The organism is Defluviitalea raffinosedens (assembly GCF_016908775.1).
GTDB classification, from domain to species: domain Bacteria; phylum Bacillota; class Clostridia; order Lachnospirales; family Defluviitaleaceae; genus Defluviitalea; species Defluviitalea raffinosedens.
Genome location: NZ_JAFBEP010000001.1, coordinates 1 through 24,893 on the forward strand (window position 1 = coordinate 1; position 24,893 = coordinate 24,893).

Annotated in this window: 28 protein-coding genes; 4 read left to right on the plus strand and 24 right to left on the minus strand. The window is 36.6% G+C overall.

The features are described from left to right. Positions 1-409 precede the first annotated feature (409 nt). Entirely contained in the window at positions 410-823 is a 414-nt protein-coding gene (locus JOD07_RS00005) for a nucleoside triphosphate pyrophosphohydrolase family protein (RefSeq protein ID WP_158739624.1), read from the plus strand. Between the two features lie 87 nt (positions 824-910). Here the strand turns inward: JOD07_RS00005 and radA are convergent, their stop codons facing one another. The 8 genes from radA to JOD07_RS00045 form a co-directional block, all read right to left on the minus strand. Further along, entirely contained in the window at positions 911-2,272 is a 1,362-nt protein-coding gene (gene radA, locus JOD07_RS00010; RefSeq protein WP_204611523.1) for a DNA repair protein RadA, read from the minus strand. Between the two features lie 55 nt (positions 2,273-2,327). Then, positions 2,328-2,741 carry an endosialidase gene (locus JOD07_RS00015; protein WP_158739626.1) on the minus strand — a complete coding sequence of 138 codons (414 nt, stop codon included), beginning with the start codon at positions 2,739-2,741 and terminating at the stop codon, positions 2,328-2,330. Between the two features lie 95 nt (positions 2,742-2,836). Then, positions 2,837-5,278, minus strand: coding sequence for an ATP-dependent Clp protease ATP-binding subunit (locus JOD07_RS00020; RefSeq protein WP_204611525.1), 2,442 nt, complete (start codon positions 5,276-5,278; stop codon positions 2,837-2,839). 42 nt (positions 5,279-5,320) lie between these two features. Next, positions 5,321-6,349, minus strand: coding sequence for a protein arginine kinase (locus tag JOD07_RS00025; protein ID WP_204611527.1), 1,029 nt, complete (start codon positions 6,347-6,349; stop codon positions 5,321-5,323). Continuing rightward, the gene (locus JOD07_RS00030; RefSeq protein ID WP_158739629.1) at positions 6,346-6,864 is read right to left on the minus strand and encodes a UvrB/UvrC motif-containing protein; all 519 of its coding nucleotides are present in this window, start codon (positions 6,862-6,864) and stop codon (positions 6,346-6,348) included. The genes JOD07_RS00025 and JOD07_RS00030 overlap by 4 nt, the downstream gene beginning before the upstream one ends. A gap of 100 nt (positions 6,865-6,964) precedes the next feature. Continuing rightward, entirely contained in the window at positions 6,965-7,417 is a 453-nt protein-coding gene (locus JOD07_RS00035; RefSeq protein ID WP_158739630.1) for a hypothetical protein, read from the minus strand. A 15-nt stretch (positions 7,418-7,432) separates the two neighbouring features. After that, the gene (locus JOD07_RS00040; protein WP_158739631.1) at positions 7,433-7,990 is read right to left on the minus strand and encodes a zinc-ribbon domain-containing protein; all 558 of its coding nucleotides are present in this window, start codon (positions 7,988-7,990) and stop codon (positions 7,433-7,435) included. 240 nt (positions 7,991-8,230) lie between these two features. Beyond that, positions 8,231-8,794 (minus strand): spore coat protein, encoded by a 564-nt coding sequence (locus JOD07_RS00045; RefSeq protein WP_158739632.1) that lies wholly within the window; start codon positions 8,792-8,794, stop codon positions 8,231-8,233. A gap of 120 nt (positions 8,795-8,914) precedes the next feature. Here JOD07_RS00045 and JOD07_RS00050 point away from each other — a divergent pair, with 120 nt between their 5' ends. Then, on the plus strand, positions 8,915-9,916 hold the full coding sequence (locus JOD07_RS00050) for an ABC transporter substrate-binding protein (RefSeq protein ID WP_204611529.1): 1,002 nt from the start codon (positions 8,915-8,917) through the stop codon (positions 9,914-9,916). Positions 9,917-9,963: 47 nt separating this feature from the next. Here the strand turns inward: JOD07_RS00050 and JOD07_RS00055 are convergent, their stop codons facing one another. The 3 genes from JOD07_RS00055 to JOD07_RS00065 all read right to left on the minus strand — a co-directional run bounded on the left by JOD07_RS00055 (position 9,964) and on the right by JOD07_RS00065 (position 12,509). Further along, positions 9,964-10,752, minus strand: coding sequence for an alpha/beta hydrolase (locus JOD07_RS00055; protein ID WP_204611531.1), 789 nt, complete (start codon positions 10,750-10,752; stop codon positions 9,964-9,966). A 235-nt stretch (positions 10,753-10,987) separates the two neighbouring features. Then, positions 10,988-12,178 carry an anaerobic nitric oxide reductase flavorubredoxin gene (locus JOD07_RS00060; RefSeq protein WP_158739635.1) on the minus strand — a complete coding sequence of 397 codons (1,191 nt, stop codon included), beginning with the start codon at positions 12,176-12,178 and terminating at the stop codon, positions 10,988-10,990. A 133-nt stretch (positions 12,179-12,311) separates the two neighbouring features. Next, a complete protein-coding gene (locus tag JOD07_RS00065; RefSeq protein ID WP_158739636.1) occupies positions 12,312-12,509 on the minus strand; it encodes an H-type small acid-soluble spore protein in 198 nt (65 codons plus the stop codon). A gap of 161 nt (positions 12,510-12,670) precedes the next feature. On the opposite strand from JOD07_RS00065, the gene JOD07_RS00070 reads away from it, so the two are divergent. Next, entirely contained in the window at positions 12,671-13,699 is a 1,029-nt protein-coding gene (locus JOD07_RS00070) for a 3-deoxy-7-phosphoheptulonate synthase (RefSeq protein ID WP_158739637.1), read from the plus strand. 152 nt (positions 13,700-13,851) lie between these two features. On the opposite strand, the gene JOD07_RS00075 is transcribed toward JOD07_RS00070, so the two are convergent. Together JOD07_RS00075 and JOD07_RS00080 are read right to left on the minus strand one after the other, a co-directional pair. Next, the gene (locus tag JOD07_RS00075; protein ID WP_158739638.1) at positions 13,852-14,322 is read right to left on the minus strand and encodes a GNAT family N-acetyltransferase; all 471 of its coding nucleotides are present in this window, start codon (positions 14,320-14,322) and stop codon (positions 13,852-13,854) included. 273 nt (positions 14,323-14,595) lie between these two features. Continuing rightward, complete coding sequence (locus JOD07_RS00080; RefSeq protein WP_158739639.1) at positions 14,596-14,814, minus strand: PspC domain-containing protein; 219 nt, start codon at positions 14,812-14,814, stop codon at positions 14,596-14,598. A gap of 178 nt (positions 14,815-14,992) precedes the next feature. Here JOD07_RS00080 and JOD07_RS00085 point away from each other — a divergent pair, with 178 nt between their 5' ends. Further along, positions 14,993-16,354: an MATE family efflux transporter gene (locus JOD07_RS00085; RefSeq protein ID WP_204611533.1), complete on the plus strand. Its 1,362-nt coding sequence runs from the start codon at positions 14,993-14,995 to the stop codon at positions 16,352-16,354. 3 nt (positions 16,355-16,357) lie between these two features. Here JOD07_RS00085 and JOD07_RS00090 read toward each other — a convergent pair whose 3' ends face one another. The 11 genes from JOD07_RS00090 to JOD07_RS00140 all read right to left on the minus strand — a co-directional run bounded on the left by JOD07_RS00090 (position 16,358) and on the right by JOD07_RS00140 (position 24,808). Next, positions 16,358-17,170 (minus strand): ABC transporter permease, encoded by an 813-nt coding sequence (locus JOD07_RS00090; RefSeq protein WP_158739641.1) that lies wholly within the window; start codon positions 17,168-17,170, stop codon positions 16,358-16,360. Then, positions 17,160-17,930, minus strand: a complete 771-nt coding sequence (locus tag JOD07_RS00095; protein ID WP_158739642.1) for an ABC transporter ATP-binding protein — start codon at positions 17,928-17,930, stop codon at positions 17,160-17,162. The genes JOD07_RS00090 and JOD07_RS00095 overlap by 11 nt, the downstream gene beginning before the upstream one ends. A 141-nt stretch (positions 17,931-18,071) precedes the next feature. Continuing rightward, a complete protein-coding gene (locus JOD07_RS00100) occupies positions 18,072-18,866 on the minus strand; it encodes an amidohydrolase family protein (RefSeq protein WP_204611543.1) in 795 nt (264 codons plus the stop codon). A gap of 167 nt (positions 18,867-19,033) precedes the next feature. Continuing rightward, the gene (locus JOD07_RS00105; protein WP_158739644.1) at positions 19,034-19,375 is read right to left on the minus strand and encodes a type II toxin-antitoxin system PemK/MazF family toxin; all 342 of its coding nucleotides are present in this window, start codon (positions 19,373-19,375) and stop codon (positions 19,034-19,036) included. Position 19,376: 1 nt separating this feature from the next. Then, positions 19,377-19,592, minus strand: a complete 216-nt coding sequence (locus JOD07_RS00110; RefSeq protein WP_158739645.1) for a hypothetical protein — start codon at positions 19,590-19,592, stop codon at positions 19,377-19,379. Between the two features lie 121 nt (positions 19,593-19,713). After that, entirely contained in the window at positions 19,714-20,937 is a 1,224-nt protein-coding gene (alr, locus tag JOD07_RS00115) for an alanine racemase (protein WP_158739646.1), read from the minus strand. Between the two features lie 23 nt (positions 20,938-20,960). Then, on the minus strand, positions 20,961-21,614 hold the full coding sequence (locus JOD07_RS00120) for a germination lipoprotein GerS-related protein (protein WP_158739647.1): 654 nt from the start codon (positions 21,612-21,614) through the stop codon (positions 20,961-20,963). 148 nt (positions 21,615-21,762) lie between these two features. After that, positions 21,763-23,319: an NAD(P)H-hydrate dehydratase gene (locus JOD07_RS00125; RefSeq protein WP_158739648.1), complete on the minus strand. Its 1,557-nt coding sequence runs from the start codon at positions 23,317-23,319 to the stop codon at positions 21,763-21,765. Continuing rightward, positions 23,319-23,699, minus strand: coding sequence for a holo-ACP synthase (gene acpS / locus JOD07_RS00130; RefSeq protein WP_158739649.1), 381 nt, complete (start codon positions 23,697-23,699; stop codon positions 23,319-23,321). The genes JOD07_RS00125 and acpS overlap by 1 nt, the downstream gene beginning before the upstream one ends. A gap of 4 nt (positions 23,700-23,703) precedes the next feature. Next, complete coding sequence (locus JOD07_RS00135; protein WP_158739650.1) at positions 23,704-24,327, minus strand: coiled-coil domain-containing protein; 624 nt, start codon at positions 24,325-24,327, stop codon at positions 23,704-23,706. Beyond that, positions 24,302-24,808, minus strand: a complete 507-nt coding sequence (locus JOD07_RS00140) for a GNAT family N-acetyltransferase (protein WP_204611545.1) — start codon at positions 24,806-24,808, stop codon at positions 24,302-24,304. Before JOD07_RS00140 ends, JOD07_RS00135 begins: the two co-directional genes overlap by 26 nt. Positions 24,809-24,893: the final 85 nt, after the last annotated feature.

Here is a 24,893-nt window from a genome sequence, read left to right on the forward strand (position 1 = left end):
ATAATCCTTGCTAGTTTTTGCTAGCTTTTTCTATCCTTCAATCAATGGAATTGATTGGGTTTAATTTAGTGTGCTGTTTAGTTTTCAAAGATCGATAATTGCCGCAAAACCGTTGCGTTTTAACGACAAAATGTATCTTATCATATTTCTCTAAGCTTGTCAACCGATTTATTGATTACTTTTTTTACCATCTGTGCGTTACTTTTCCTACAACCGGTGACAGGAATTTATTATATATAAAATCTTTAAATATGTCAACAATTTTTTATCTGATGATTTTATACGTGTTTCGACAATATTTTGAATTATCCAATTCTTTCTAATGATTATATTCAATTTGTGTTTCTTATTCAAATCAACTTATGTTATAATAGAGTCAGTGAAAACATGTTTAAAAGGAGTGGCTTATATGTCTGATCTTCGTAATGCTATAACAGATGAATTCCAATATACAGTGGATAATCTTTTAGTAAGGAATAAAAGTATACTGGATCAACTCACAAAGTACCAGGATTCCTGTGCTCGTGTCAATCGAACGATTGCCAAAGCTGTTACCCATTGCGGCTGTATTCAGATCAACAGTCAAAAGCAAAAATATCCGGAAGATGATTCTGATATGTCTTTAGAAGATTTAAAGCTTATAATGAATGATCATTTGGAAGGAAAATTATGTGACAACTGCCGTGACTTTATAGAAAAAGAAATGGGACGAAACCTCTTTTATCTGGCATCTTTATGCAATACCCTGGATTTGAACTTATATGATATTCTTCTTAAGGAACTGGATCGTGTGCAGATGTTAGGTAAATTTACTTTAAGATAAAGCAGATTCTTAGAATTCGATAATCCATTAAGCCTATCTATATCTACTTTCACATAATTAAAGGGCGAACACTGTTCGCCCGTTTTTTTATTTTAAGATAATCTGCAAAGCTTCGTTAACATTCTCCACTCCGTAAATCTTAATGCCATCAACAGGTTTCAGACCTTTTAAATTGGCTTTAGGAATCACACAGGCCTTAAACCCCATTTTTGCACATTCCATAATTCTTTTTTCTGCCATACTGATTCCTCTGACTTCTCCCGTTAGTCCTACTTCTCCGAAAACAGCCATATGAGGATCTATTACCTGGTCTTTAAAGCTGGAGGCAATCGCTGCAATAATTCCGAGATCAAGAGCAGGTTCGGTAACCTTTATCCCCCCTGCCAGATTGACATAGCTGTCGTAACTTATAAGCTGCATTCCTACTCTTTTTTCCAATACTGCCATCAATAGCACTACCCTGTTATAATCTATCCCCGTTGCCGTTCTTCTGGGCATTCCAAAGTTTGTGAAACAAACCAACGCCTGTACTTCTACCAACATCGGTCTTGTCCCTTCCATACAGCAAGTTACAATAGAACCAGGAACATTAAGGGGCCTTCCTGCCAGCATTAGTTCTGAAGGATTCTGCACTTCCATAAGCCCTTTATCCTGCATTTCAAATACCCCTATTTCATTGGTAGAACCAAAACGATTTTTAACTGCTCTTAAGACACGATAGGTTGCATGTCTTTCTCCTTCAAAATAAAGAACTGTGTCAACCATATGCTCTAAAACTCTTGGTCCTGCAAGGGAGCCTTCCTTTGTTACATGCCCTACAATTATAATAGGAATATTCTGGCCCTTGGAAATCCTCATCATACTTGAAGTTGCTTCCCGGACTTGACTCACACTGCCTGGTGCAGATGTAATTTCCTCTTTAAAAACCGTTTGAATAGAATCAACAATGACTAAGTCAGGAGAAGCATTTTTGATCGCGCCTTCTATCACATCCATATTCGTTTCTGAGATCAGAAGTAAATTGCTCGTTTTGACACCTAATCTGTCGGCTCTCATCTTTATCTGTCTTACGGATTCTTCTCCAGAAGCATAGAGTATTTTGGCCCCATTATTGCCTATGTGCTCACACATTTGTAAAAGAAGCGTAGACTTTCCGATTCCGGGGTCCCCTCCTACCAGTACCAAACTGCCTTTTACGATTCCTCCACCCAAAACCCTGTCTAACTCATTGGATCCTGTTCGGATTCTTTCTTCTTCATCCGTTCCTATGTTTTCTAAAGAAAGCGGTGCATATTTCTTATCTGAGGCAGAAACCGCAGTTTGCCTTTTCGGTACAGCAATCTCTTCAACAAATGTGCTCCAGCCATTGCAGCCAGGACATTTGCCCATCCATTTGGGCGACTCGTATCCACATTCTTGACATACATAAATATTTTTTGCCTTTGCCATATGATCTTCCTTTTTTATTAAAGTAAAGCACATCTATAAAAGATGTGCTTTAAAATTATCCTATCTTTTCAATTTTAACTTTCTGTGCTCCATTACTGAAATCTACGCTAAAGGTTACTTTACCTGCCAAGCTTGATCTAACTTTCCCAACATGAACATGATCGATAAATATTTTATAATCCTTTTCAGGCTCTAGTTCCATAGTGATTTGCGCGTCGTGTTCTCCTTCTACGGAAAAAGAAATATTTTTCTCATCCATATCGAAATTATGAACAGTCGTTCCGGGAACTGATTCATAAAGCAGTATACCATTTTTCTCTAACTTAGTAATTTCATTGTAAGTCTTAACTTTGTATAAATTACCATCCACTTCAAAGTCAAGGACTTTCTTTTTTGTCTCCATCAAGTGATTCCCAAAACTTATTGTCCCATTTTCTTCTACGCGAATCAATTCTTCAATGGCTGCCACAGCATTAACCCCCTAGACTTATTTTAATCATTCTAATTATACTCTATTTTGCTCGTGAATTCCATTAAAAAAATCATTTTTTGATAAATATCTTACTACTTATTAAAAGTCAAATGATCACTTTCAAATTCGATTCTGACATGGTCTCCTTCTTTGATTTTACCTTCCAGGATCTCTTCTGCCAGTCTGTCTTCTATTTTGGATTGAATCGCTCTTCTAAGAGGTCTTGCGCCATATGCCTGATCAAATCCTTCTTTGGCAAGATATTCTTTGGCAGCATCTGAAATTTCAATCGTTATGCCCATGTTTTCTTTAATGCGTTTTGCCAGTTGGTTCACCATAATGGATACAATTTCTTTGATATCCTCCTCGGCAAGCGGATGGAATACAATCATTTCATCAATTCGGTTGATAAATTCAGGTCTAAACAACCGTTTCACTTCATCCATTACATTTTTCTTCATATCTTCATAATTTTTTGCCTGGTCATCTGTTGAAGTAAAGCCTAGTCGTTTTGGATTAATAATGTTTCTTGCTCCAATATTGGATGTCATAATGACAACGGTATTTTTGAAATCTACTCTTCTTCCCTGAGAATCTGTAATATGCCCGTCATCCAGTACTTGCAGAAGTATGTTAAATACATCTGGATGCGCTTTTTCAATTTCATCAAAAAGAATAACAGAATAAGGTTTTCTTCTTACTTTTTCACTTAATTGTCCACCTTCATCATATCCTACATATCCCGGAGGTGAACCAATCAGCTTTGATACGCTGTGCTTTTCCATGTATTCAGACATATCGATGCGTATCATAGCATTCTCATCTCCAAAAAGTGCTTCTGCCAAAGCTTTTGTAAGCTCTGTTTTACCCACACCGGTTGGTCCTAAGAACAGGAAGGAACCAATAGGACGTTTCGGATCTTTTAAACCCACTCTTCCTCTTCTGATTGCCCTTGATACTGCTTCTACAGCTTGTTTTTGGCCAACAACTCTTTTATGAAGGATTTCCTCCATATTCTTCAATCTTTCGCTCTCTTCTTCTGCTAATTTTTTAACCGGAATTCCTGTCCAGCTGGATACAATGTCTGCAATTTCTTCTTCAGTAACCACCTGTGAAGATTTAGTATGCCTTGTTTGCCATTCATCCTTTTCTTGTTCCAACAGCTGTCTGATTTCATTTTGCTTTTTCTTGATTTCTCCAGCCTTTTCAAATTCTTCAGTTTTGATAGCAGATTCCTTTTCTTTTTCCAGTTCTTCAAGTTTCTTTTCCAATTCTTTTACATTGGGCGGAGCTGTAAAGGTACGAAGCCTCACTCTTGAAGCCGCCTCATCGATTAAATCAATTGCTTTATCCGGCAAAAATCTGTCCGTAATATATCTATTGGATAATTTTACAGCTGCAACAATAGATTCATCTGTAATATGAACCTGATGATGCGCTTCGTATTTATCCCTTAACCCTTTTAAAATTTCAATCGCTTCTTCCTCTGTCGGCTGTTCAACCTTAATCGGTTGGAAACGGCGCTCTAAGGCTGCATCTTTCTCTATATGCTTTCTATATTCATCCAAAGTTGTAGCACCGATTACCTGAATTTCACCCCGCGCCAGAGAAGGCTTCAGAATATTGGAAGCATCTATCGCGCCTTCAGCAGCTCCTGCCCCAATTATAGTATGGAGCTCATCGATAAATAATATTACATTCCCAGCAGCACGAATTTCATCCAATGCTTTTTTAATTCTTTCTTCAAATTCTCCCCTGTATTTAGAACCCGCCACCATAGCAGACAAATCCAAAGAAACCACACGTTTGTCTTTTAAAATCTCCGGAATATTTCCTTCAACAATTTTCTGCGCTAACCCTTCTGCTATGGCTGTTTTACCTACTCCAGGCTCTCCAACCAAACAAGGATTATTCTTGGTTCTTCTGCTGAGTACCTGAATTACTCTTTCGATTTCCTTATCTCTGCCAATAATGGGGTCAAACTTTTGCTCACTGGCCATTACTGTTAAATCCCGGCTAAATTGATCCAGAGTCGGAGTGTTGGTTTTGCCGGGCTTTCTGTTCTGCTTGCCCATAGGCATTCCATTCTGGCCTTTATCTCCTTCACCCAACATAGCCATAATATCTTCATATATCTTTTGAGGATTAACCTCCATACTGAGCAATAATTTCACTGCAATGGAATCCGTTTCTCTAAGAAGTGCAAGAAGCAAGTGCTCTGTTCCAATGTAGCCTGTTCCCATTTTTAATGCTTCTCTAAGGCTGTTTTCTATAACTCTTTTGGCTCTGGGAGTAAAATCCTGCGGTTCTGAGATCATTGCTTCGCCGGTTCCAATAATAGCTCTTAATTTATCTATGATTTCACCTTCTGTAACTCCCTGATTTTTCAGTGCTCTTGCTGCAACGCTGTCGCCACCTCTTATAAGTCCCAGAAGCAAATGCTCTGTTCCTACATATCCATGGCCTAGTTCTGCTGCAGCTTGCTGAGAAGATTGAAGAGCTTCCTGTGCACGTTTTGTAAATTTCCCCATCATAAAAGCATTCCTCCTTTTTTCAATACGTATATATAATCTATATTATCTCTCGAATTGGCTTCTTACAAATGCAGCTCTTTGCATGTCTCTTTCCTGACTGTTTAAATCCGTTCCAACTCTTTTTTGTAAAATAGCCGGCTGCACATACATGATCAATTCATAAAAACTGATTACTGGTCTTGCTTCATTTAATATACCCATATCAAATCCCATTTTCATATCTGATAAAAGTGTCATAGTTTCTTTAGTGGTTAACATTCTGGCATACCTTAAGGTACCGTAGGATCTGTAAATTTTATCTTTAAGAGCTTCACTATTTTCCTTAAAGATTTTCTCTCTCATCTGTTTTTCCTGCTCGGCAACCTGAAGGGCTATATTGTTCAAATTTTCTATCATTTCTTTCTCAGATTGCCCCAATGTAATTTGATTAGATATCTGATAAAGGTTTCCTTCTGCCTGGGTACCTTCCCCATATAGCCCTCTTACGGTAATGCCCAGCTTTCCTATGGCGTAAAAAATATTCTGAAGCTGTCCTGACCATTCAAGGGCAGGCAGATGCATCATATAGGATGCTCTCATTCCTGTTCCTACATTGGTTGGGCATGAAGTCAAATATCCCAGCTTTTCATTAAAAGCATATTCTATGGACTCCTCCAGTACATTGTCAATTTTATCCGCTAAATCCCATGCCTTTTCCATATTCATGCCTAAAGCAACCGATTGAATTCTGAGATGGTCTTCTTCATTGACCATGATACTGATTGACTCATCGTTTTTCAAGAGTACTCCACAGGGAGCCGCTTTTTTAACCAATTCAGGACTAATGACATGACTTTCCATCAGCGCCCTTTTATCTATAGGATTTATTCCAAACACGGGTATATATTCAAATTCTTTGGATAAAATCGTATTACCTTCTAAAAGAATCCTCTTGGTTTCTTCAATCATTTTTTCAGCAGCGGAAGCAGACAGACGGATAGAAAATGGATATTTTTTATAATTTCTCGCCAATCTGATTCGACTGGAAACGATAATATCGGTATCTATATTTTCTTCATACCATTTTTTCATCTGTTTTCTCCCCCCTCTAATGCACGAATTCTGTCTCGAAGGGATGCTGCTTTTTCATACTCTTCCATTTCAATTGCTTTCTTAAGTTCTTTTCGCAGCATTTCCAGTTCTCTTTTAACTTTTAACTCTCCGGCTGCTCTGTTAGGCAATTTACCTGTATGGATATTATTCCCATGAAGCTTTTTAATAATAGGGGTTAATTGTTTATAAAAAGCAGAATAACACTCTGCACATCCAAATCGTCCTGTTTTTCTGAATTCATCATAGGTCATTTTACAGTTCTGGCATTGAAGAACTTCTTTTTGATCTATATAATTTTTATATTTTTCTGTATTGCCAAAGGGCATATCCAGTAATCCAGTCAAAAAATCCTGAAAGGATATTGGTGTCTGAAAGTGTATAGATTCAGTTTCTTTTGCACATTGCTCACATAAATACATTTCGGTTTTCTCACCGTTATTAATATGGGTAACATGTACTGATGCCGGATTATTTCCGCAACGTTCACACAGCATAATGATCCCCCTTTTATAAATACTTGTTTTAAACATCCCACAAACGATGTTCATTTATACAAAAAATTGATAAAACAAAGACCTTTTATAAAGGCCTTTGTTAAAATATATGACCGCAGGAAATACATTGCTTTGCTTCCGGGTTGTTTCCTATCTGGCACTCCGGACAAAATTTTAATAGCAAAAGTCCGTCATTTCCTGCCTCTGGCTTTGGAATATCCTCTGATCTATGTATTTCTTCAGTTTCATAATCTTCCTGAACTGTGTGGGTTTCATCTTTCAGAATGTTTATTTCTTGTTCCAGTTGAGCTACTGTTTTAATCTGATCTTTTATCTGGCTGCATAAAGTTTCTATTTTATTGACATTATCTGATTCATTATTATGAATCTGATAGGCCAGCTTTCCCAGTTCTTCATATAACAAACTGAGTTTATTTTTTTCTTTGGAATAATCCCTGCTGAGTTTTAAGAGATCCAGCCCATCTTTTGCCTTTTTGCCAATAAAAGCTGTTGTGAGTTCTACTTTTTCTAAAATTCCTTGAAAACGGCTCATTTTAATTTCTCCTTTTTAAAAAAGTGCTCTTCCACAGGACAAACAGAATTTATCATCTATTCCGTTTTCCGATTTGCAGGTAGGGCAAATCTTGGTTTCTGTTTTTTCTTCTGTTCTGGTTTCAGTTTGTACTTTGGAAATATCATTATTTTCAACTTCTTGGGAACTCTCCTGAGTTTGATCTTTTGATTGCATTACTTCTTCTTTAACAGGAACATTGCTCATAGAGGTACCGCATTTAGGGCAAAATTTCGCTCCCTTCTCTACCTCTTTCCCGCATCCCGGACAAATTCTTACTTTCTTTAATTCCTCCATTTTCTTCTGGAGTTCTTCTATTTTTTCTTCCACCTCTTTAATTTCTAAATACTTTTCATCAAAAAATTTACCTAAAGAACCGCCATATTGATATATTTCATGGACTTTTTTTCCTATTTCGTAATAAAGATTCTTCAAACGATCCTGTTCTTTCCCAAGCTCCACATTGACTTTTGCGGTAGTATAAAATTCTCCTGTACTGTCTTTTACAGTCCGTACTGCTTTCGCTAACTTGCTTCTCCAATCATCGAAGGGCATACTCTTCACCTCTTATTCTTATTTTCCCATCCTGAAAAAATACTGGTAAATAAGTGGCGGTTACATGCTTCACAGTTGATACCTATTATTATTTATTATATGCCTTATATCGTAATAATGCAATAATCTGCTAAATGCTTTTAGAGTAATCATTTAATTCTATTATACTATTTATAATGAAAAATGCAAAAACCGTACCACTATAACAGTAATACGGTTTTTGAAACATAAAGTATGATTCTATTGAGGATTATACATGCCGTGCTGATACATATAGTTGAAAATTTGCTCACCGTGCTCTTGTTCTTCTTTCTGGATATGGTTTAAAATCTGACGGATGTTCGGATCTTTGAATTCAAAGATGGCTGTATTATAAGCACCAGATACATATTTTTCAGTCATAAGCATATGGGTGCAAAGAGTAGCGTCTTCCTGATTATAACTTTGGGACTGAGAAGTACTTTGCTGACTAAATTGCTGTCCGCTTTGGCTCCACTGTTGTCCGCTTTGACCTGACTGCCCGCTTTGGCTTGAGGACATCTGGGGTATTTCTCCATTTAGGAGTTGATTAATCGTGTTAAGATGCTCCTGTTCTTTGGATGCAAGGTTGTTAAACAGTTGTTTTAATTCTGTGCAATGAACACGACTTGCATAGTCCTGATATTCTTTTATGCAAACTTCTTCATGGCTTTTTTGATCTTCCAGAAGCATCCTTTCTTTTTGAGTTAATTGGACTTTTTGAGCAAATTGAACTGACAAATTAACACCTCCGATTATTTGATTGTCCTGATATATTTTGTCCATATTACTTAATATTATGTAATAAAAAGCGATCTCCTTAAGGAAAAAACACTTTCCAAATATTCACAAATACAAGCTCCTTTTGAATACTATACAGTATAAATGTCAAAAGGAGGGCTTAGTATGCGCAGATTAAGAACAGGTATTGTTCTGACACTGGCATTGGTGCTGATTGGAACTTGCCTTTCTGGTTGCAGTGAAAAGAAATTACAAACCATAAGGCTTAATGAAGTAGTACATTCCGCATTTTATGCTCCTCAATATGTAGCAATCGAGAAAGGATTCTTTGAGGAAGAAGGCCTTAAAATTGAACTGACTTCTGGATGGGGCGCAGACAAATCCATGGCAGCTCTGATTTCAGGAGATGCCGATATTGGAATGATGGGTACAGAAGCAGCAATTTATGTTTATAACCAGGGTAAAGAAAATTACGGGGTTGTTTTCGCTCAGCAAACCCAAAGAGCCGGGAATTTCCTTATAAGCAGAAAAGAAGAACCCGACTTTAAATGGACAGATTTAAAGGGCAAAACTGTCATCGGCGGCCGTCCCGGAGGAATGCCTCAGATGGTATTTGAGTATATTTTAAAGAAAAATGGACTAAAACCCTTTGAAGACGTTGATATCATAACGAATCTTCAATTCACTGCAACCGCAGGTGCATTTGTAGGCGGCACGGGAGATTATACAATCGAATTTGAACCTACCGCCTCTACGATTGAAGAACAAAACAATGGCCATGTGGTGGCTTCTTTGGGAACAGCCAGCGGAATGGTGCCTTATACGGTTTTCATAGCTTCTAAAGAATTTATAGAAAAAAATCCAGAAACCATTCAAAAGTTTACAAATGCATTTTATAAAGGTCAGGTGTGGGTAAAAGAACATACTCCTGAAGAAATTGCCGAGGCAATCCATCCTCAATTTAAAGAAACAGATATAAAACTTTTGACCAAAATCATCAAACGTTATAAAGAACAGGATACATGGTGTGAAACGCCAATGATGAAAGAAGAATCCCTCACGCTCCTGCAAGATATTTTAGAAAGTGCCGGCGAGCTGGATAAAAGAGTTCCTTTTGAAGCAATTGTAAATAATGAATTTGCAGAAAAAGCTGTTCAACAACAATAAAACAATAAAAGGTTAGCCTATATACCCATGAAAAAAGCATGGAAAATTTATTCCATGCTTTTTTCTAATGGCAACCATTCCAGTACCCTTTGAATTTGCTGATCCCAATAGCTCCATTCATGGGCTCCCGGTCCTTCTTCATAGGTAATATCCAATCCATATTCTTTTGCTTTCTTTAAGAAGTTCTGATTTTCCTGGTATAAAAAGTCTTCGGTTCCGCAACATTGGTACAACTTAGGTCTTTCATCCAGTTTACTTACATCTTCAACTAATTTAAACAAGTCATTTTCACTTCCCCGGAGGGACTCAATGCCTCCAAAAATATTATTAAATTCTCTAAGGGAAAGAGGTCCATCTAAAAGGCGCTCAACATTCATATCCAATGCCCCTGATAAACTCGCAGCCGCACTGAATTTATACGGTTTGCTCAAAGCTAATTTAAAGGCTCCATATCCACCCATAGATAAGCCTGCAACAAAATTGTCTTCTCTTTTATCCGATAGAGGGAAAAATGAACGGGCAATTTCAGGCAGTTCTTCACTGATAAATGTCCAGTAATTGTATCCATTCACCATATCTGTATAAAAGCTTCTATGAACTTCCGGCATCACTACAGCCAGGCCTAAATTGGCAACATATCTTTCAATAGATGTTCTTCTTAGCCATATGGTATGATCATCAGATAAGCCATGAAGTAAATATAAAGTGGGATGCTTATCTTTTTTCACAGTTCCCTGCATTCCTATTTGATTTTGGGTGCGCTGAGGAAGAATAACATACATTGATGTAGAAAGCTTCAGGACTTCTGAAAAAAAATTACAATGAATCAGTGCCATACTACCACTCCCAGATTAGTTTATTTAGTTTTGATAATAGCTCTTTAATCAATATTTTTCAAGAATAAATCCTTCATAACAAGAAAGAGTTTTGCTCGCGCTGAGCACGATCGGCAAAACCTGCAAAATACAATCCGAGCAGGTTTGCATCCTACAGAAGTTTTTTTATCGAACAGGAAATCCTTAAAGATTTTCTGTTCGATAAAAATAAATAGCGCCTCTAAAAGCGCTATTTTTATCTAAAAGCTGCTGCAAACTGCCTTCCAAATTCCTCACATTTTTTAAGGCCTTCTTCATCCGGTGTCCACATTATTTTCAGGCCATCATTAACAAGTTCAAAACCTCCGCCTTTTAAACCTTCTGAAATGATTTTGACAGACTGACCTCCCCATCCATAACTTCCAAAAGCTGCTGCCTTTTTGTTCTTAAAAGCTAATCCTCGTATTTCTTCCAATATCGCAGCAACAGAAGATAGAATCCCATTGTTGATGGTGGAAGATCCCACAAGTATGCCTTTTGATTTAAATACTTCAGTGATGACATCATTTTTATCCGTACGGGCAACATTAAATAACTTTACGACAACTTCTTTATCCTGAGAAAGGATTCCCTCCTTTATAGCTTCTGCCATTTTTCTTGTATTGTTCCACATAGTATCATATAAAATGGTTATCTGATTTTCCTGATAATCCTCTGCCCATTTTAAATACTGTTCAATAATTTGAGCAGGATTGTCCCGCCATATAACTCCATGACTTGTACAAATCATATTGAGAGGCAAATTAAAACTTAGCACTTCTTTGATCTTATCTTTTACAAGCGAACTAAAGGGCGTTAATATATTGGCGTAATATTTGATTGCTTCCTGATACAGCTCGCATTGGTCTACCAAGTCATTGTATACCTGTTCTGTAGCAAAATGCTGACCAAAAGCATCATTGCTAAAGAGAATATTATCTCCTGTAAGATAGCAAAACATGGAATCCGGCCAATGAAGCATTCTTGCTTCGATAAATATAAGTTCTTTACTGCCCAGACTTAACTTGTCCCCAGTTTTTACAACATTAAAATTCCAATCCTTGTGGTACTGGCCTTTAAGGGAACTTACTGCTGCCTTGGTACAGTAAATAGGTTTGTCAGGAATCTCCTCCATTAGTTGTAATAAAGCTCCACTGTGGTCTACTTCTCCATGGTTAATGATAATGTAATCAATTTGGTTTAAATCAATTTCCTTTTTTAAATTCTCTACAAATTCCTCATCATACGGACTCCAGACCGTATCAATAAGGGCCACCTTCTCGTCCCTTACAAGATATGAGTTATATGTAGAGCCCCTGTGGGTTGAATATTCTTCGCCATGAAAAGTACGCAATTCCCAATCCCGTTTTCCTACCCATGTGACACTGTCTGTAATTCTAAAAAACATAAAATCACTCCTATCGGTCATTATATTATGAATATTTCCTGTCCTTCTTTTTCTTATTCATTGTATAATAGTGCCAAAATACAAAAGGACAGTATTGGTCATACTATCCTTTGTATTGTGCTGTTCTTATCTTTTAATGCTGGTGAACTACATTGCCTGTTTCTGTTAAATCGTTTAAGTCTACGGTTCGTGAATGATGAGAACCTATAAATCTAACCACTGCTGTCTGATTTCTGTCATTAATATCTTCAATCCATACAGGTTCATTTTGATACAATACTTCCACTTGTTCCTGAGAATTCAGTATTTGAGCTGCACGTTCCGGTTTCATTATGACACTCCTTTTAAAATTTTTTATTTTATTATGACTGAAAATTTGAATTCCTATACAGATTTGTTTATTGACTTTGTTGATTGACAATGAATGCTAAAAAAGTATACAATGTTTGAAATTTGATATTTTTATTATTATTGTAGAAAGGAGCTTAACCTATGAGCTTTAAGTATATTAGAAAAATTCCCTCTCCAGAAGAGATTATCAATGAAATTCCTTTCTCCAATGAATTGGCTTTGATTAAGCAAAAAAGGGATGAGCAAATCAAAGCTGTAATAGAGAAAAAATCGGACCAGTTTCTACTCATCATTGGCCCTTGTTCCGCTCATGACGAAGAAGCTGTCTGCGATTATATCAACAGACTTGCCAAAGTACAGGAAAAGGTAAAGGAGAAAATTATTATCATCCCCAGAATATACACCAATAAACCCAGAACAACAGGAGAAGGCTATAAAGGAATGCTCCATCAGCCTGATCCCACAGAAAAACCAAATATTCTGGAAGGTTTAAAAGCCATTAGAAAGATGCATATTCGTGCCATCAGCGAATCTCATCTTACACCTGCAGATGAAATGCTATATCCTGAGAATTATACTTACCTTGAAGATGTATTAAGTTATGTTGCCATAGGCGCACGTTCCGTAGAAGATCAGCAGCATCGTTTGACCGTCAGCGGCATGGATGTTCCTGTAGGAATGAAAAATCCAACCAGTGGAGATATTTCTGTAATGCTTAATTCAATTCAGGCTGCTCAGCATGGCCATACATTTCTCTATCAGGGATGGGAAGTAAAAACCAGCGGGAATCCTCTGGCCCATGCTATTTTAAGAGGTGCTGTCAATCATTACGGTACGAATATTCCTAACTATCACTATGAAGATATGATGAACTTAGCAAGGGAATATGAAGAACGTGGTCTGCTTAATCCGACTATTATAGTAGATACCAACCATGCCAATTCTATGAAAAAGTATAAGGAACAGCCCCGTATTGTAAAAGAAATCTTATACAGCCGAAAGCATTCTTCAACTTTAAAAGATATGGTTCGGGGCCTGATGATCGAAAGCTATATCGTCGAGGGAAATCAAAGACCGGACGAAAAGGTTTACGGCAAATCTATAACAGACCCCTGTCTTGGATGGGAAGATTCAGAACAGCTGATTTACTATATTGCAGAAAATATATAAATCATAGGAGAAAGATCCTCGTAAGGCTTAATTTTAAAAAAATAATAAATTAAAGGGTTCTACTTATTAGTTGAATTACATCTAATAGGTAGAACCCATGTATTTTACACATTTTAAAATCAATGTCACCTGTCCATTGGACCTGTCGCTAATTACTTTATTTCTAATCTATACAATCTTTCTATTGGAGAATCTTTTTTAAATGTCTTTACTTCCTCTACAAACTTCCATCCAAATTTTTCATATAGCCCTACATGCTTTGTATACAAATATAGTTCTTGTAAATTTGCTTTTTTAGCATTTTCATTAACTGTATTCATTAGTTTTCGGCAAACATTTTTACCTCGATATTTTTCATCTACATACACATTAATAAGCCAAGGATAAATATCAGGTCTGGTATCTAAGTCATCAAACATGGCGAATTGATACATTCCTGCAGGTTCTTCATCTATTAAAGCAACATACGTTTGTGGTAATCGGTCTTTATTTAATGAATGTTCTAAATTACATCTCACTTCTTCATAACTTTTTCCATCCCTAATTCCCCACCAATTATAATTCCATTCACATATTTTTTCGAATATTAAATTGTTATGATCTTCTAATCTAATAATTTTCATGCGGTGGCTGTCCTTTCTAAGTTTGGTTTGCCTGGTTATTCACCTGTATGGTATTATATATTTATAATAAAAATAAGGATCATACAGACTAATGTGTTTATTAAATCAAATCTATCCCTCATTAAAATATATATTTCCTTTTATTTTATACATATTATACTGGCTTTTTAATATTTTGTTAATAAACTAATAGGCATAAAAAAAGAGGATATATGCTCACATATGATCCTCTTTTTCATTAGTCTTTTTATACTGAATTAATTATTTTAGAAATTAATTTTGATTTCCATTATAATAATAATCGTCATATGGTTCATCGGGTATAATCAAAGCACAAACAAGATATGCTAAAATTCCCGTTCCACCAAAAAAAACAAATAAAATCCATATAAGACGTATGAGTGTTGAATCCACGTTAAAGTATTGACCCAGACCTCCGCATACTCCGCTAAGTTTTCTATCTTTTCTTGATTTATAAAGTTTCTTTTGCATATTAAACACTCCCATTTGATATTTTTTGATATTGAACTGATTCATTTTATCTAAATATACGTTAAAGACAAAAATAAGTTTACTTCTGCAAGATATTTTTATGTCTTTACTTTTTATTATTTATATTTTTTTGATATAATATATTTCTAAATACTACTATTAAGAAAGAGAAATGGATATGATGCAGATGACAATTGACAAAAAGTTCTATAAAACTTTATTTTCATTGGCCTTGCCTATCGCATTACAAAACTTCATATCATCATCATTAAATATGGTTGATACCCTGATGATTGGAAAATTGGGAGAGGCTCCTATTGCAGCAGTTGCTCAGGCCAACAAAATCTTTTTCTTGTATACCTTGATACTGTTTGGAATCAATAGCGGAGGTTCCAGCTTTACAGCACAATTTTGGAGCAAAAAGGATGTTAAGGGCATCAGGAAAGTTTTAGGTATATGTCTTCTATCCGGTGGAATCGCTGCCATAGTGTTTTCTATAGGCGCCATATTATTTCCAAAGCAATTGATGTATATTTTTGCAAAAGATCCTGAAGTCATTACCTTGGGAAGCCAGTATCTGCGAATTGTTGCCATCAGTTATCTCGCAACAGCCGTAACCTATTCCTATTCTATTTTGCTTAGAAGTACAGGGGAAGCATTTATCCCTATGATCATTAGTATTATCTCCCTTGGGACCAATACTGTTTTAAACTGGATCTTAATTTTTGGCCATCTTGGTATACCTTCCATGGGTGTACAAGGGGCAGCGATTGCTACGGTTATCGCCAGATTACTGGAATTAAGTTTATTTATATGGCTAATCTATAAAAAGCAGTCTCCTCTTGCTGCAACGATTAAAGAAATGCTCGACGTTTCTTTGCAGTTTATTCAAAGATTTTATAAAACAACTATCTTTGTTATTTTGAATGAATTTATCTGGGCACTGGGTACAACCATGTATTCCGTAGCTTATGGCAGGATGGGTAAAGAAGCCGTCGTATCCATCAGCATCTCCAGTAATGTAGAGCAAATAGCTATGGTTATTTTCTATGGATTAAGCAGCGCCTGTGCCGTAATGATTGGAAACGAAATAGGTTCTGAAAATGACGAAAGAGCCTTTAAGTATGCAAAAAAATTTGCTGTAATAGGGCCTGTCTTAGGGATTTTCATGGGAATTCTTGTAATCCTTGGGGCGCCACTTATTTTATCCATATTTAATGTGTCGCAAGAAGTGTATTTGGCTTCTACCAGAATCATAACCATATTTGCCTGTTATCTTCCTTTTAAGATTTTTAATCTGTTTATGGTGGTTGGGATCCTTCGCAGCGGCGGAGATACAACCTTTGGATTCCTGATCGATGCAGGAGGGGTATGGTTTATAGGAGTTCCCTTTGCCTTTATTGCAGGTTTGATATGGAAACTGCCAATTTACTGGGTATTTGCTCTGGTATGCTCTGAAGAAATCTTCAAAGTCATCTTTGGTCTGTATAGATTGTTCTCAAAAAAATGGATTCACAATTTAGTGAATCAGATGGAATAAACTTTATTCTCTCCATTTTAAGAAGCGTTTTTCCAGAATCATAACGCATTTATACAATAAGGCTGCAAGCACTCCCAGGATCACAATGCTAAGCATTACCCAGTCCAGTTTAAAAATTTGGCTTCCATAAATGATCAGATATCCTAAGCCTGCTTTGGCTACTAAAAATTCACCTACCATAACACCAACAAGGGATAACCCGACATTCACCTTTAATGCGTTAATCATCGTAGGAACATTGGCAGGAAGCATTACCTTTTTTAATATGTCTTTTTTGCTTCCTCCAAAGGTTTCTATCAATTTTATTTTATCCTGATCCACTTCCAGAAAACCATTTAAAACCGTCAATGTGGTTACTACAATAGACATTAATATAGCTGTGAACAGGATAGATTTCATATTGTTTCCTATCCATACAATAAGAATAGGCGCCAAAGCGGTTTTGGGAAGGCTGTTAATAACAACAAGATAAGGATCGGCCACTTTTAATATAAAATTGTTCCACCATAGTAAAATCGCAATAGCAGTACCAAGCATGGTACTTAAAAGAAATCCCAGCGCCGTCTCAAATAAACTGATTCCCGTATGAATAAACAAACTGCCATCCAATATCATTTCCCATGCAGCGGCAAGGATTCTGGTTGGCTGACTAAAAATAAACGGATCAATCCATTTAAGCCTTGCCGCTATTTCCCAAAAGAAAATAAGACTAAGCAAAACAATAATTTGTGTAACTTTAACAAAAATCTCTGTTTTTTTCAATTTACAGAGATATTTTTTATGCTCTTCAGAAACATATTGATTATTACTCTTCATCGGACTTCAACTCCTTCCACAAGAGGTTAAAATATTCTCTAAATTCAGGAGCTTCCCTGGATTTAAGAGGTGTTCTGTCCTCAACAGATAAATGAATTTCATGGATTGCTTTAATCTTAGCTGGCCTTTGGGTTAACACGACTACCTTATCGGCCATGCTAATAGCTTCCGCAATATCATGAGTGACAAGTATTGCCGTTTTATTCTCTTTCTTTATAATGCTTCCTATTTCATCTGCTACAGACAATCTGGTTTGATAATCCAAAGCTGAAAAAGGCTCATCCAGAAGAAGAATATCGGGTTTTACTGCCAGGGTTCTGATTAAAGCTGCCCTCTGCCTCATTCCGCCGGATAATTCTGAAGGAAAATGATTTTTGAATTCTGCTAAGTCGTAAATATCCAGGAGATGATTGGCATAAGCTATATTTTCGTCCGTTAGCTTATTTTGAATTTCAAGTCCTAAATATACATTCCTGAGAATGGTGCGCCATTCAAAAAGATGATCCTTTTGAAGCATATATCCAACTTTTGAAGTAGTCCCTTTTACTTTTTTCCCAAAAACCAGCACTTCTCCTGAAGAAGGTTCAATCAAACCTGCGATAAGAGAAAGAATAGTGGATTTGCCGCATCCACTGGGCCCTATAATACTTATAAATTCCCCTTCGCCAATAGAAAGATTCAATTGATCCAATGCTTTGGTTTCGCCCGAAGGTGTATGATAGTTTTTGACAACTGATTTAAGTTCAACAATTGGTGACATCCGGTCAACCTCCTTGTTTTATGCCGTTTCAATAATTAATATATTAAAAGAAACGATGAAAAGTGACAAATTTTGGAAAGCAAAAAAAAGAGTTGTTCCATACGCCAGAAAGCATACAGATCAACTCCTTTTCAAAAGGCCTTATAACTGCAATCCTAAAACTTTTATTGCATTTTTCCCTAAGATTTTATCTTTATCTTCATCATTTAGATGAAGAGATCTGATAAACTCCACCTCACTGTCCTGATTTCCCCAGGGAGAATCCGTCCCAAAAAGGATCTGATCTACTCCATGGTTTTTAATGATTCTTGTCATAAAATCTAAATCTAAAGCATGGGAAGTATAGGATGTATCAAAATAAATATCTTCTCCTACAAGATACTTCTCTACTTCATTCCATAAACCGCATCCCCCCATATGGGCGGCAATAATCCTGGCTCCCTTAAAAGTTCTGACTATATTTCTTAACCCCTTAGGAGTGCAATGACAGGGTTCGGGAAGTCCAATATCTATTCCTGCATGAAACAAAGCAATCATATTATGGCTAAAGACTTCCTCATATATTGGAAAAAGTTTGGGATCATCCACGAAAAATTCCTGATAATCCGGGTGAAATTTTATCCCCTTAACTTTGCAGGAAGCCAGATACCGTATTTCACTTTTCCAGTTGGGATATTCCGGATGAATTGTTCCAAAGGATATAATCCTTTCGTTATTAATAGAAGTGCCCCAGCGGTTAATCACTTCGGTCTGTTTCGGCTTGGTGGCAATAGGCTGAATGACACTGATGTCTATATGACTTTCATCCATGGACCTTATCAAATCAGAAACTGTCCCATCCGTATGGGCTGGAATCCCCGACTTTTTCGACAAAACACTAATTGCTTTCTTAGCAATGACATTATCAAAACAATGGGTATGTACATCGATAATCATATGTTATATCTCCCCGCCAACTTAAATTTATAAGTGTATGTTCTTATCTATATATTACTAATACTATGACATTCAATGCTTTTAAGTCAAGCAATACAGATACAACGATTTTACTTTTTCTTAATCAAAAACCCTCCGCAAGGGAGGGCTTTTGATTGTTCTATGTATTACAATCCAAAACTTATGGCTAAACCTTTATCCACTTTTTTCATAAGTTCTTTATCCAGGTGACATATTTTTTCTTTCAGTCTTTTTTTATCAATCGTTCGTATTTGCTCTAACAAAACAACCGAATCTTTTACCAACTCATAAGAGGCTGCATCCACCTCAATATGAGTTGGTAATTTAGCCTTATTGATTTGTGATGTAATGGCAGCACATATAACAGTAGGGCTATATTTATTGCCTATATCGTTTTGCACAATGAGTACCGGGCGTACACCTCCTTGTTCAGATCCGATAACAGGGCTTAAGTCAGCATAAAATACATCTCCTCGTTTCACAACCACATTACTCACACTCCGCTATTTTTTCAAAAAACTGCTCAACCTCTCTTTCAGCTTCAAAGCAAAATTCCGACAACTTCAAATTAATCTCGGCCATTTCCTGATATCCTCTGATCATATTGTCACGAATCTGCTTCTTAGGGTTGCGAGATGTTTTTTCCATCCATTCATCCATATTAGAGGCATTTTTGATGTTTAAAACTTTATGTTTCCTAGCCATTGCAAATCACTCCCTAATCCAGAGTTTCTATTTTCACTCAAATCGGAAGGTATTTATTTGCATATGAAGACAATACACTATTGTCTATATCCTTCTCATATTTTTGCCAATGAAATAGTTTTTATGCAAATTTTTCATCTTTACCAAAGACATTTTGTGTATTTAGAGTTTCATCCAACTCATTCACATAATTGATCTTTTTGATGATGGCTTCATGCTGTTTATAAACTCTTGGGATTCTTTTCCCTACCATACAAATGACTTCATAATTGATTGTATCTATATGATTTGCAATTTCCTCTGCCCCTATCGTCATTTCGCCCTGCGTACCCATCAGAACCACTTCATCCCCTACCCCTACATCAGGGATATCCGATACATCTACCATAAACTGATCCATGCAAATATTCCCTATTATGGGTGCATATTTTCCTTTGATTAGCACTCTTCCTTTATTTGACAATCGCCTTGAATATCCATCTGCATATCCGACTGGAATGGTAGCAACCTTAGTTTTTCTCCTGGTGACAAATTTTCGGCTATAACTTATGGGGACATCTTCATCTACTTCTTTTATAAAAACTACCTGAGACTTTAAAGTCATCGCAGGCTTTAAATGGATGGTGTCTTTCTTTACTTCATCTGAAGGATACAATCCATATAAAATAATTCCCGGACGAATTAAATTCATATGCATATTTTTATAGCCAATAAAACCAGCGCTGTTGGAACAATGTTTAATTGGAATGTAAACACCTTCTTTTTCCAACTGACTAATAAAAGAAGTAAAACGGCTAAACTGTAATTCTGTAAAGGAAGGATCTTTTTCATCTGCAGAAGAAAAATGGGTAAAAATGCCCTCAATCTGAAGATTAGGCAATTTGCTTATTTCTTTAATTAAATTCACTGAATCCTGATTAGGCTGTAATCCGATTCTGCCCATTCCAGTATCAATTTTTATATGAATCGCAGCGGTTTTACTTTGTCTTACGGCCGCATCAGAAATAGCTTTTGCCATATCATAGGAAAATACGGTCTGAATAAAATCATAGTAGACGATTTCTTCTGCCTGCTCTAGTGCAGTATAGCCCAAAATAAGTATCGGCACGCTAATATTATTTTTTCTTAATTGTTCGCCCTCATCCAAAATGGCAACCGCCAGTCTGTGTACGCCATTCTCTATAAGTACTCTGCTTACTTCAACTGCTCCGTGGCCATAAGCATCTGCTTTTACAATGGCCATGATTTCTGTATCTTCTGAAACTTGATTTTTAATCTGATGTATATTATGTGCGATTGCATCCAAATTAATCTCTGCAATCACACGGTAGAATTCTTGCGTCATTTGTGTGCCTCCCTAAATGCTCTTCAGTCTTTCTCTGCTGATGGCTTCAATTGAAACATACTAGCATCTAAATCAACATTATACTTAAATTCTCCATATTTAACAATAATTCTTTCTTTTCCTTCGGTGTCATATATTACCAACTGTGCCGGGTTCAAAGTCTTGTTGGATATCCATAGTTTCTCTGTAGCAAGATATTTGCCACCTTCAGGGATCATTGCTTCTAAAACAGTATATTCATCATTATTGTTATTGAAAACTTCTAAAGTAACTTCTTCTGATTGAAGATAATTTTTCACAAATGTTCCCAGAAATATTTCATAGGTATTCTTTGATTGGGGTATTTCATTCACTGCTTCTCCAAGAATTCGGGGGTTATACTGCATGACTTTTTTTCCATCGAATACTGTGACCAGCCCTTTCACCTGTTCTGGATCAGTGATTTCTATTCTGTATTCTCCACTCATTTTATAATATTGCTTTGTCTTGTATGTATTTTTGCCTTTATTTGAAATATACGTTACATCCGCAATACATGCATAACTTTCCATTGTCGTTAGTTTTTCCTGAATTTTTTCCATAGGTGATTTTGGGGTTCCTCCAGTAGAACAAGCAGCCAAAACGGTGCAAATCATAGTAAGGATGGGTATAATAAATAAAATCCCCGATTTCTTCACTCAATCCCCCCTTGATGGACTGCAAGGCGATCTTTGCATATTATGCCCTGTACCTTTTTAGTCCCTCATTGTAACGTTTTACACCTTCTAGGAATATTATACTCCCTAAAATTTCGATATATGACTGCCAGAAAAAAGCTTCTCATCTTTAACTGGATGGGTAATAAAGTTTCATTGCTTTCGGTACATAATTGCAGATATCTCCGGCCAGCATTCCATGCTGTCCCAGATCAGCAGCTGCCAAATCCCCTGCTTTTCCATGGATGAATGTGCCGAGTACCGCTGCTTTATAAGGATTTAACCCTTGCCCAATAAGTCCTGCTATAATCCCTGTTAATACATCTCCTGCCCCCGCTGTGGACATACCGGGATTTCCGGTAAGATTGATGTAGATTTGCCCGTCCGGATCGCCTATGATGGTCTTTGCATCCTTTAATACCAGTATAACGTGCCATTTATGGCAGAATTCCCTTACAGTATCAATTGGATTGGCTAAAACTTCTTCTGTACTCTTGTTAATCAATCTTCCCATTTCTCCTGGATGAGGGGTCAATACCACAGGTACTTTTAAGTTTCTTAACATATCGATATTCTTGGCAATGGCATTAATGCCATCTGCATCGATTACTAAAGGAATTCTCGCATGTTTAATCAGCCGTCTCATAAATTCTGTAACTTGAGGTCCTTGACCAATACCTGGACCTGCTGCAATCACTGTCGCTTTCTTCAGATACGGCTTAATATCATCAAAGCTTTCTCTGCAGAATTTCCCATCTTCGTCATGAACAGCGACCGTGATCACCTCCGTTAATTTTTCTTGCAGAATATCTGTAATACTTTCAGGAACACCTAAACTTACCAATCCTGCTCCTGATCTGAATGCCCCCTGACAGGTCAAAGCCGCTGCTCCTGTCATCCCTTTAGAACCGGCCATCACCTGAACTCTGCCATAAGTCCCTTTATTGCTTCTTGGAAATCTGGGGGGGATAAAACTATTTACTTCTTCTTCCCTTAAAACATTCATTTTCAATTGAGCATGGTCAATCACTTCTTTGGGAATACCTATGTCCGCAATGACCAGTTCTCCCACATATTCTGTCCCAGGATAGACATAAAGTCCAATCTTAGGCAAGGCTAAAGTAACGGTTTTATGAGCCTTAACTGCATTCCCCATAATGGCCCCTGTTTCTGAGTCAATACCGGAAGGAATATCAATAGCAAGGATATATTTCCCATAAAAATTGATTAAATCAATTAGATCATTGAAAATACCGCTGACAGGCTTCGATAGCCCCGTTCCAAAAATTGCATCCACAATCAAATCGCTTTTTTCAATAAGCGTAGCGATCTGGTCATCAATCAAAGCATCCTTATTTAAAATGATTTTCGGAATCTGCAATTTCTCTGCAATATTATAATTGGTTCTTGCATCATCTTTTAACAAAAGAGGGTCCCCTATGAAGATTATAGTTACATCCATGCCGCAATTATGAAGATGTCTTGCTACGCCTAACCCATCTCCGCCGTTGTTGCCCTGGCCACAAAAGATTACAACATTGGCTTTGGGGATATTTTGCAAATCCTTTTTGATTTCATTAACGACAGCCAATACTGCATTTTCCATCAGCACAATTCCCGGGATGCCTATTTTATGAATAGCAGTTTCATCAATTTGCTTCATTTCTTTTCCACTACATACCTTCATCAATTCTCCTCCTTTTGTACAATGGCATATGCTACAGCATATTCCCTGCAATGGGATAGAGTAATAAAAATTTTCGAAACTTTAAGTTCTTCTGCCAGTTTTTTCGCATTTCCGTATGTAAGTACATAAGGCTTGCCCATATCATCCCTAAGTACTTCTATATCACGCAGTCCAAAGTTTCTAAATCCCGTACCGAATGCCTTGGCAACAGCTTCTTTAGCCGCAAAAGTGGCAGCTATAGTGTTAAAACTATTTTTTCTTTCTTGGAAGAGCTTTTGCTCCTGCTCGGTAAAACACTTTTTTAGAAATCGCTCATTTCTTCTAACGGCTTCCTCAATTCTTCTAATTTCAATGATATCTGTTCCGATCCCCAGAATCACTTTCTCACCGCCAATAATTCTTATCCAAATAATCGATAAAATCTGCACCTACCAAATCATGTAAATAAGAATAAATTTGAGATGCTTTTTCTTCATGAATCGTCTTTTCTTCCAATTTTGCTTTTAAAAGTTCTCTGGTTTTTTCAATCCACTCATTTAATTCCTCTAAAGCTTTTTGATGTTCTTTCATTTCTCCGTAACAAATTTTAACACTTTCTTCGAGCAACTTTCCGTTGACTTCCTGGATTTCTTCCGGAATCGTAGCCAGCCGGTTCTGTATTTCTTCTATTTTTTCATTAATCTCTAAAATATACTTTTGATTCTTTTCCATCTCTTTTTTAGCCGCTTCATTTTCATTGTTAAAAGCTTCTGTAGTAAGCTCAAGTATTCCATCCATTAATTTTTTCTTTAACTTTAAATAATCTTTCAGGTCATTATTCAGCTGCCCTTGCTGCTTAAGCAAATTACCAAGTCTTTCTTCCAAGTCACGGATGGTTTTTGTTTTCTTTTCGGGAGGAAAAATATTATGCCACACTTTGTCTAAAATTAAAATCGGAACCCGACTATGCCGAAGCATTTCCATATCCAGATCAGCCTTCTTTTTATTCTTGTTCCACGGAAAATTCATTCTCCTTCTCCCTCCCCATTTGATATCTTTTATGAGTTGAAACTGTGCTAAAGCCTAAACCGTCCCAAAATTTCTGCCCAATATCATTATCTTGATCAACATGTATATCGATATAATCCACTTCCTTCTCCTTAAAATCTTCCATAATACAACGGACGAGCTGAGTTGCCAATCCTCTTCTTCTATATTCTGGCATAATATATATTTCCTCAATACTTCCCTCATTTTTTATATCGTATAATGGAGGGATTTTCCGTATACTTCCTCTGATGTAGCCTATCACTTTTGCATCTGCTTCTGCTACGTAGATCAAGACTTGCCTGCTTTCAATAATCCATTCCAATTCTTCTTCTTTGAGTTTCTTCCAGTCTTGAGTTATTGGGAAAATAATATTTTTGCTCTTATGAAACAATATCAATTCATTCCATGAAATACTTAAGATCTCTATGTCCTTTTTATGCGCTTTTCTTATGTTAATCATATCAAGCCTCTATTTCTAGTCATTTCATTTTATTTTATTGTATCACTGAACTAAAATAATTAAAATAAAAACCCCGATATAAATC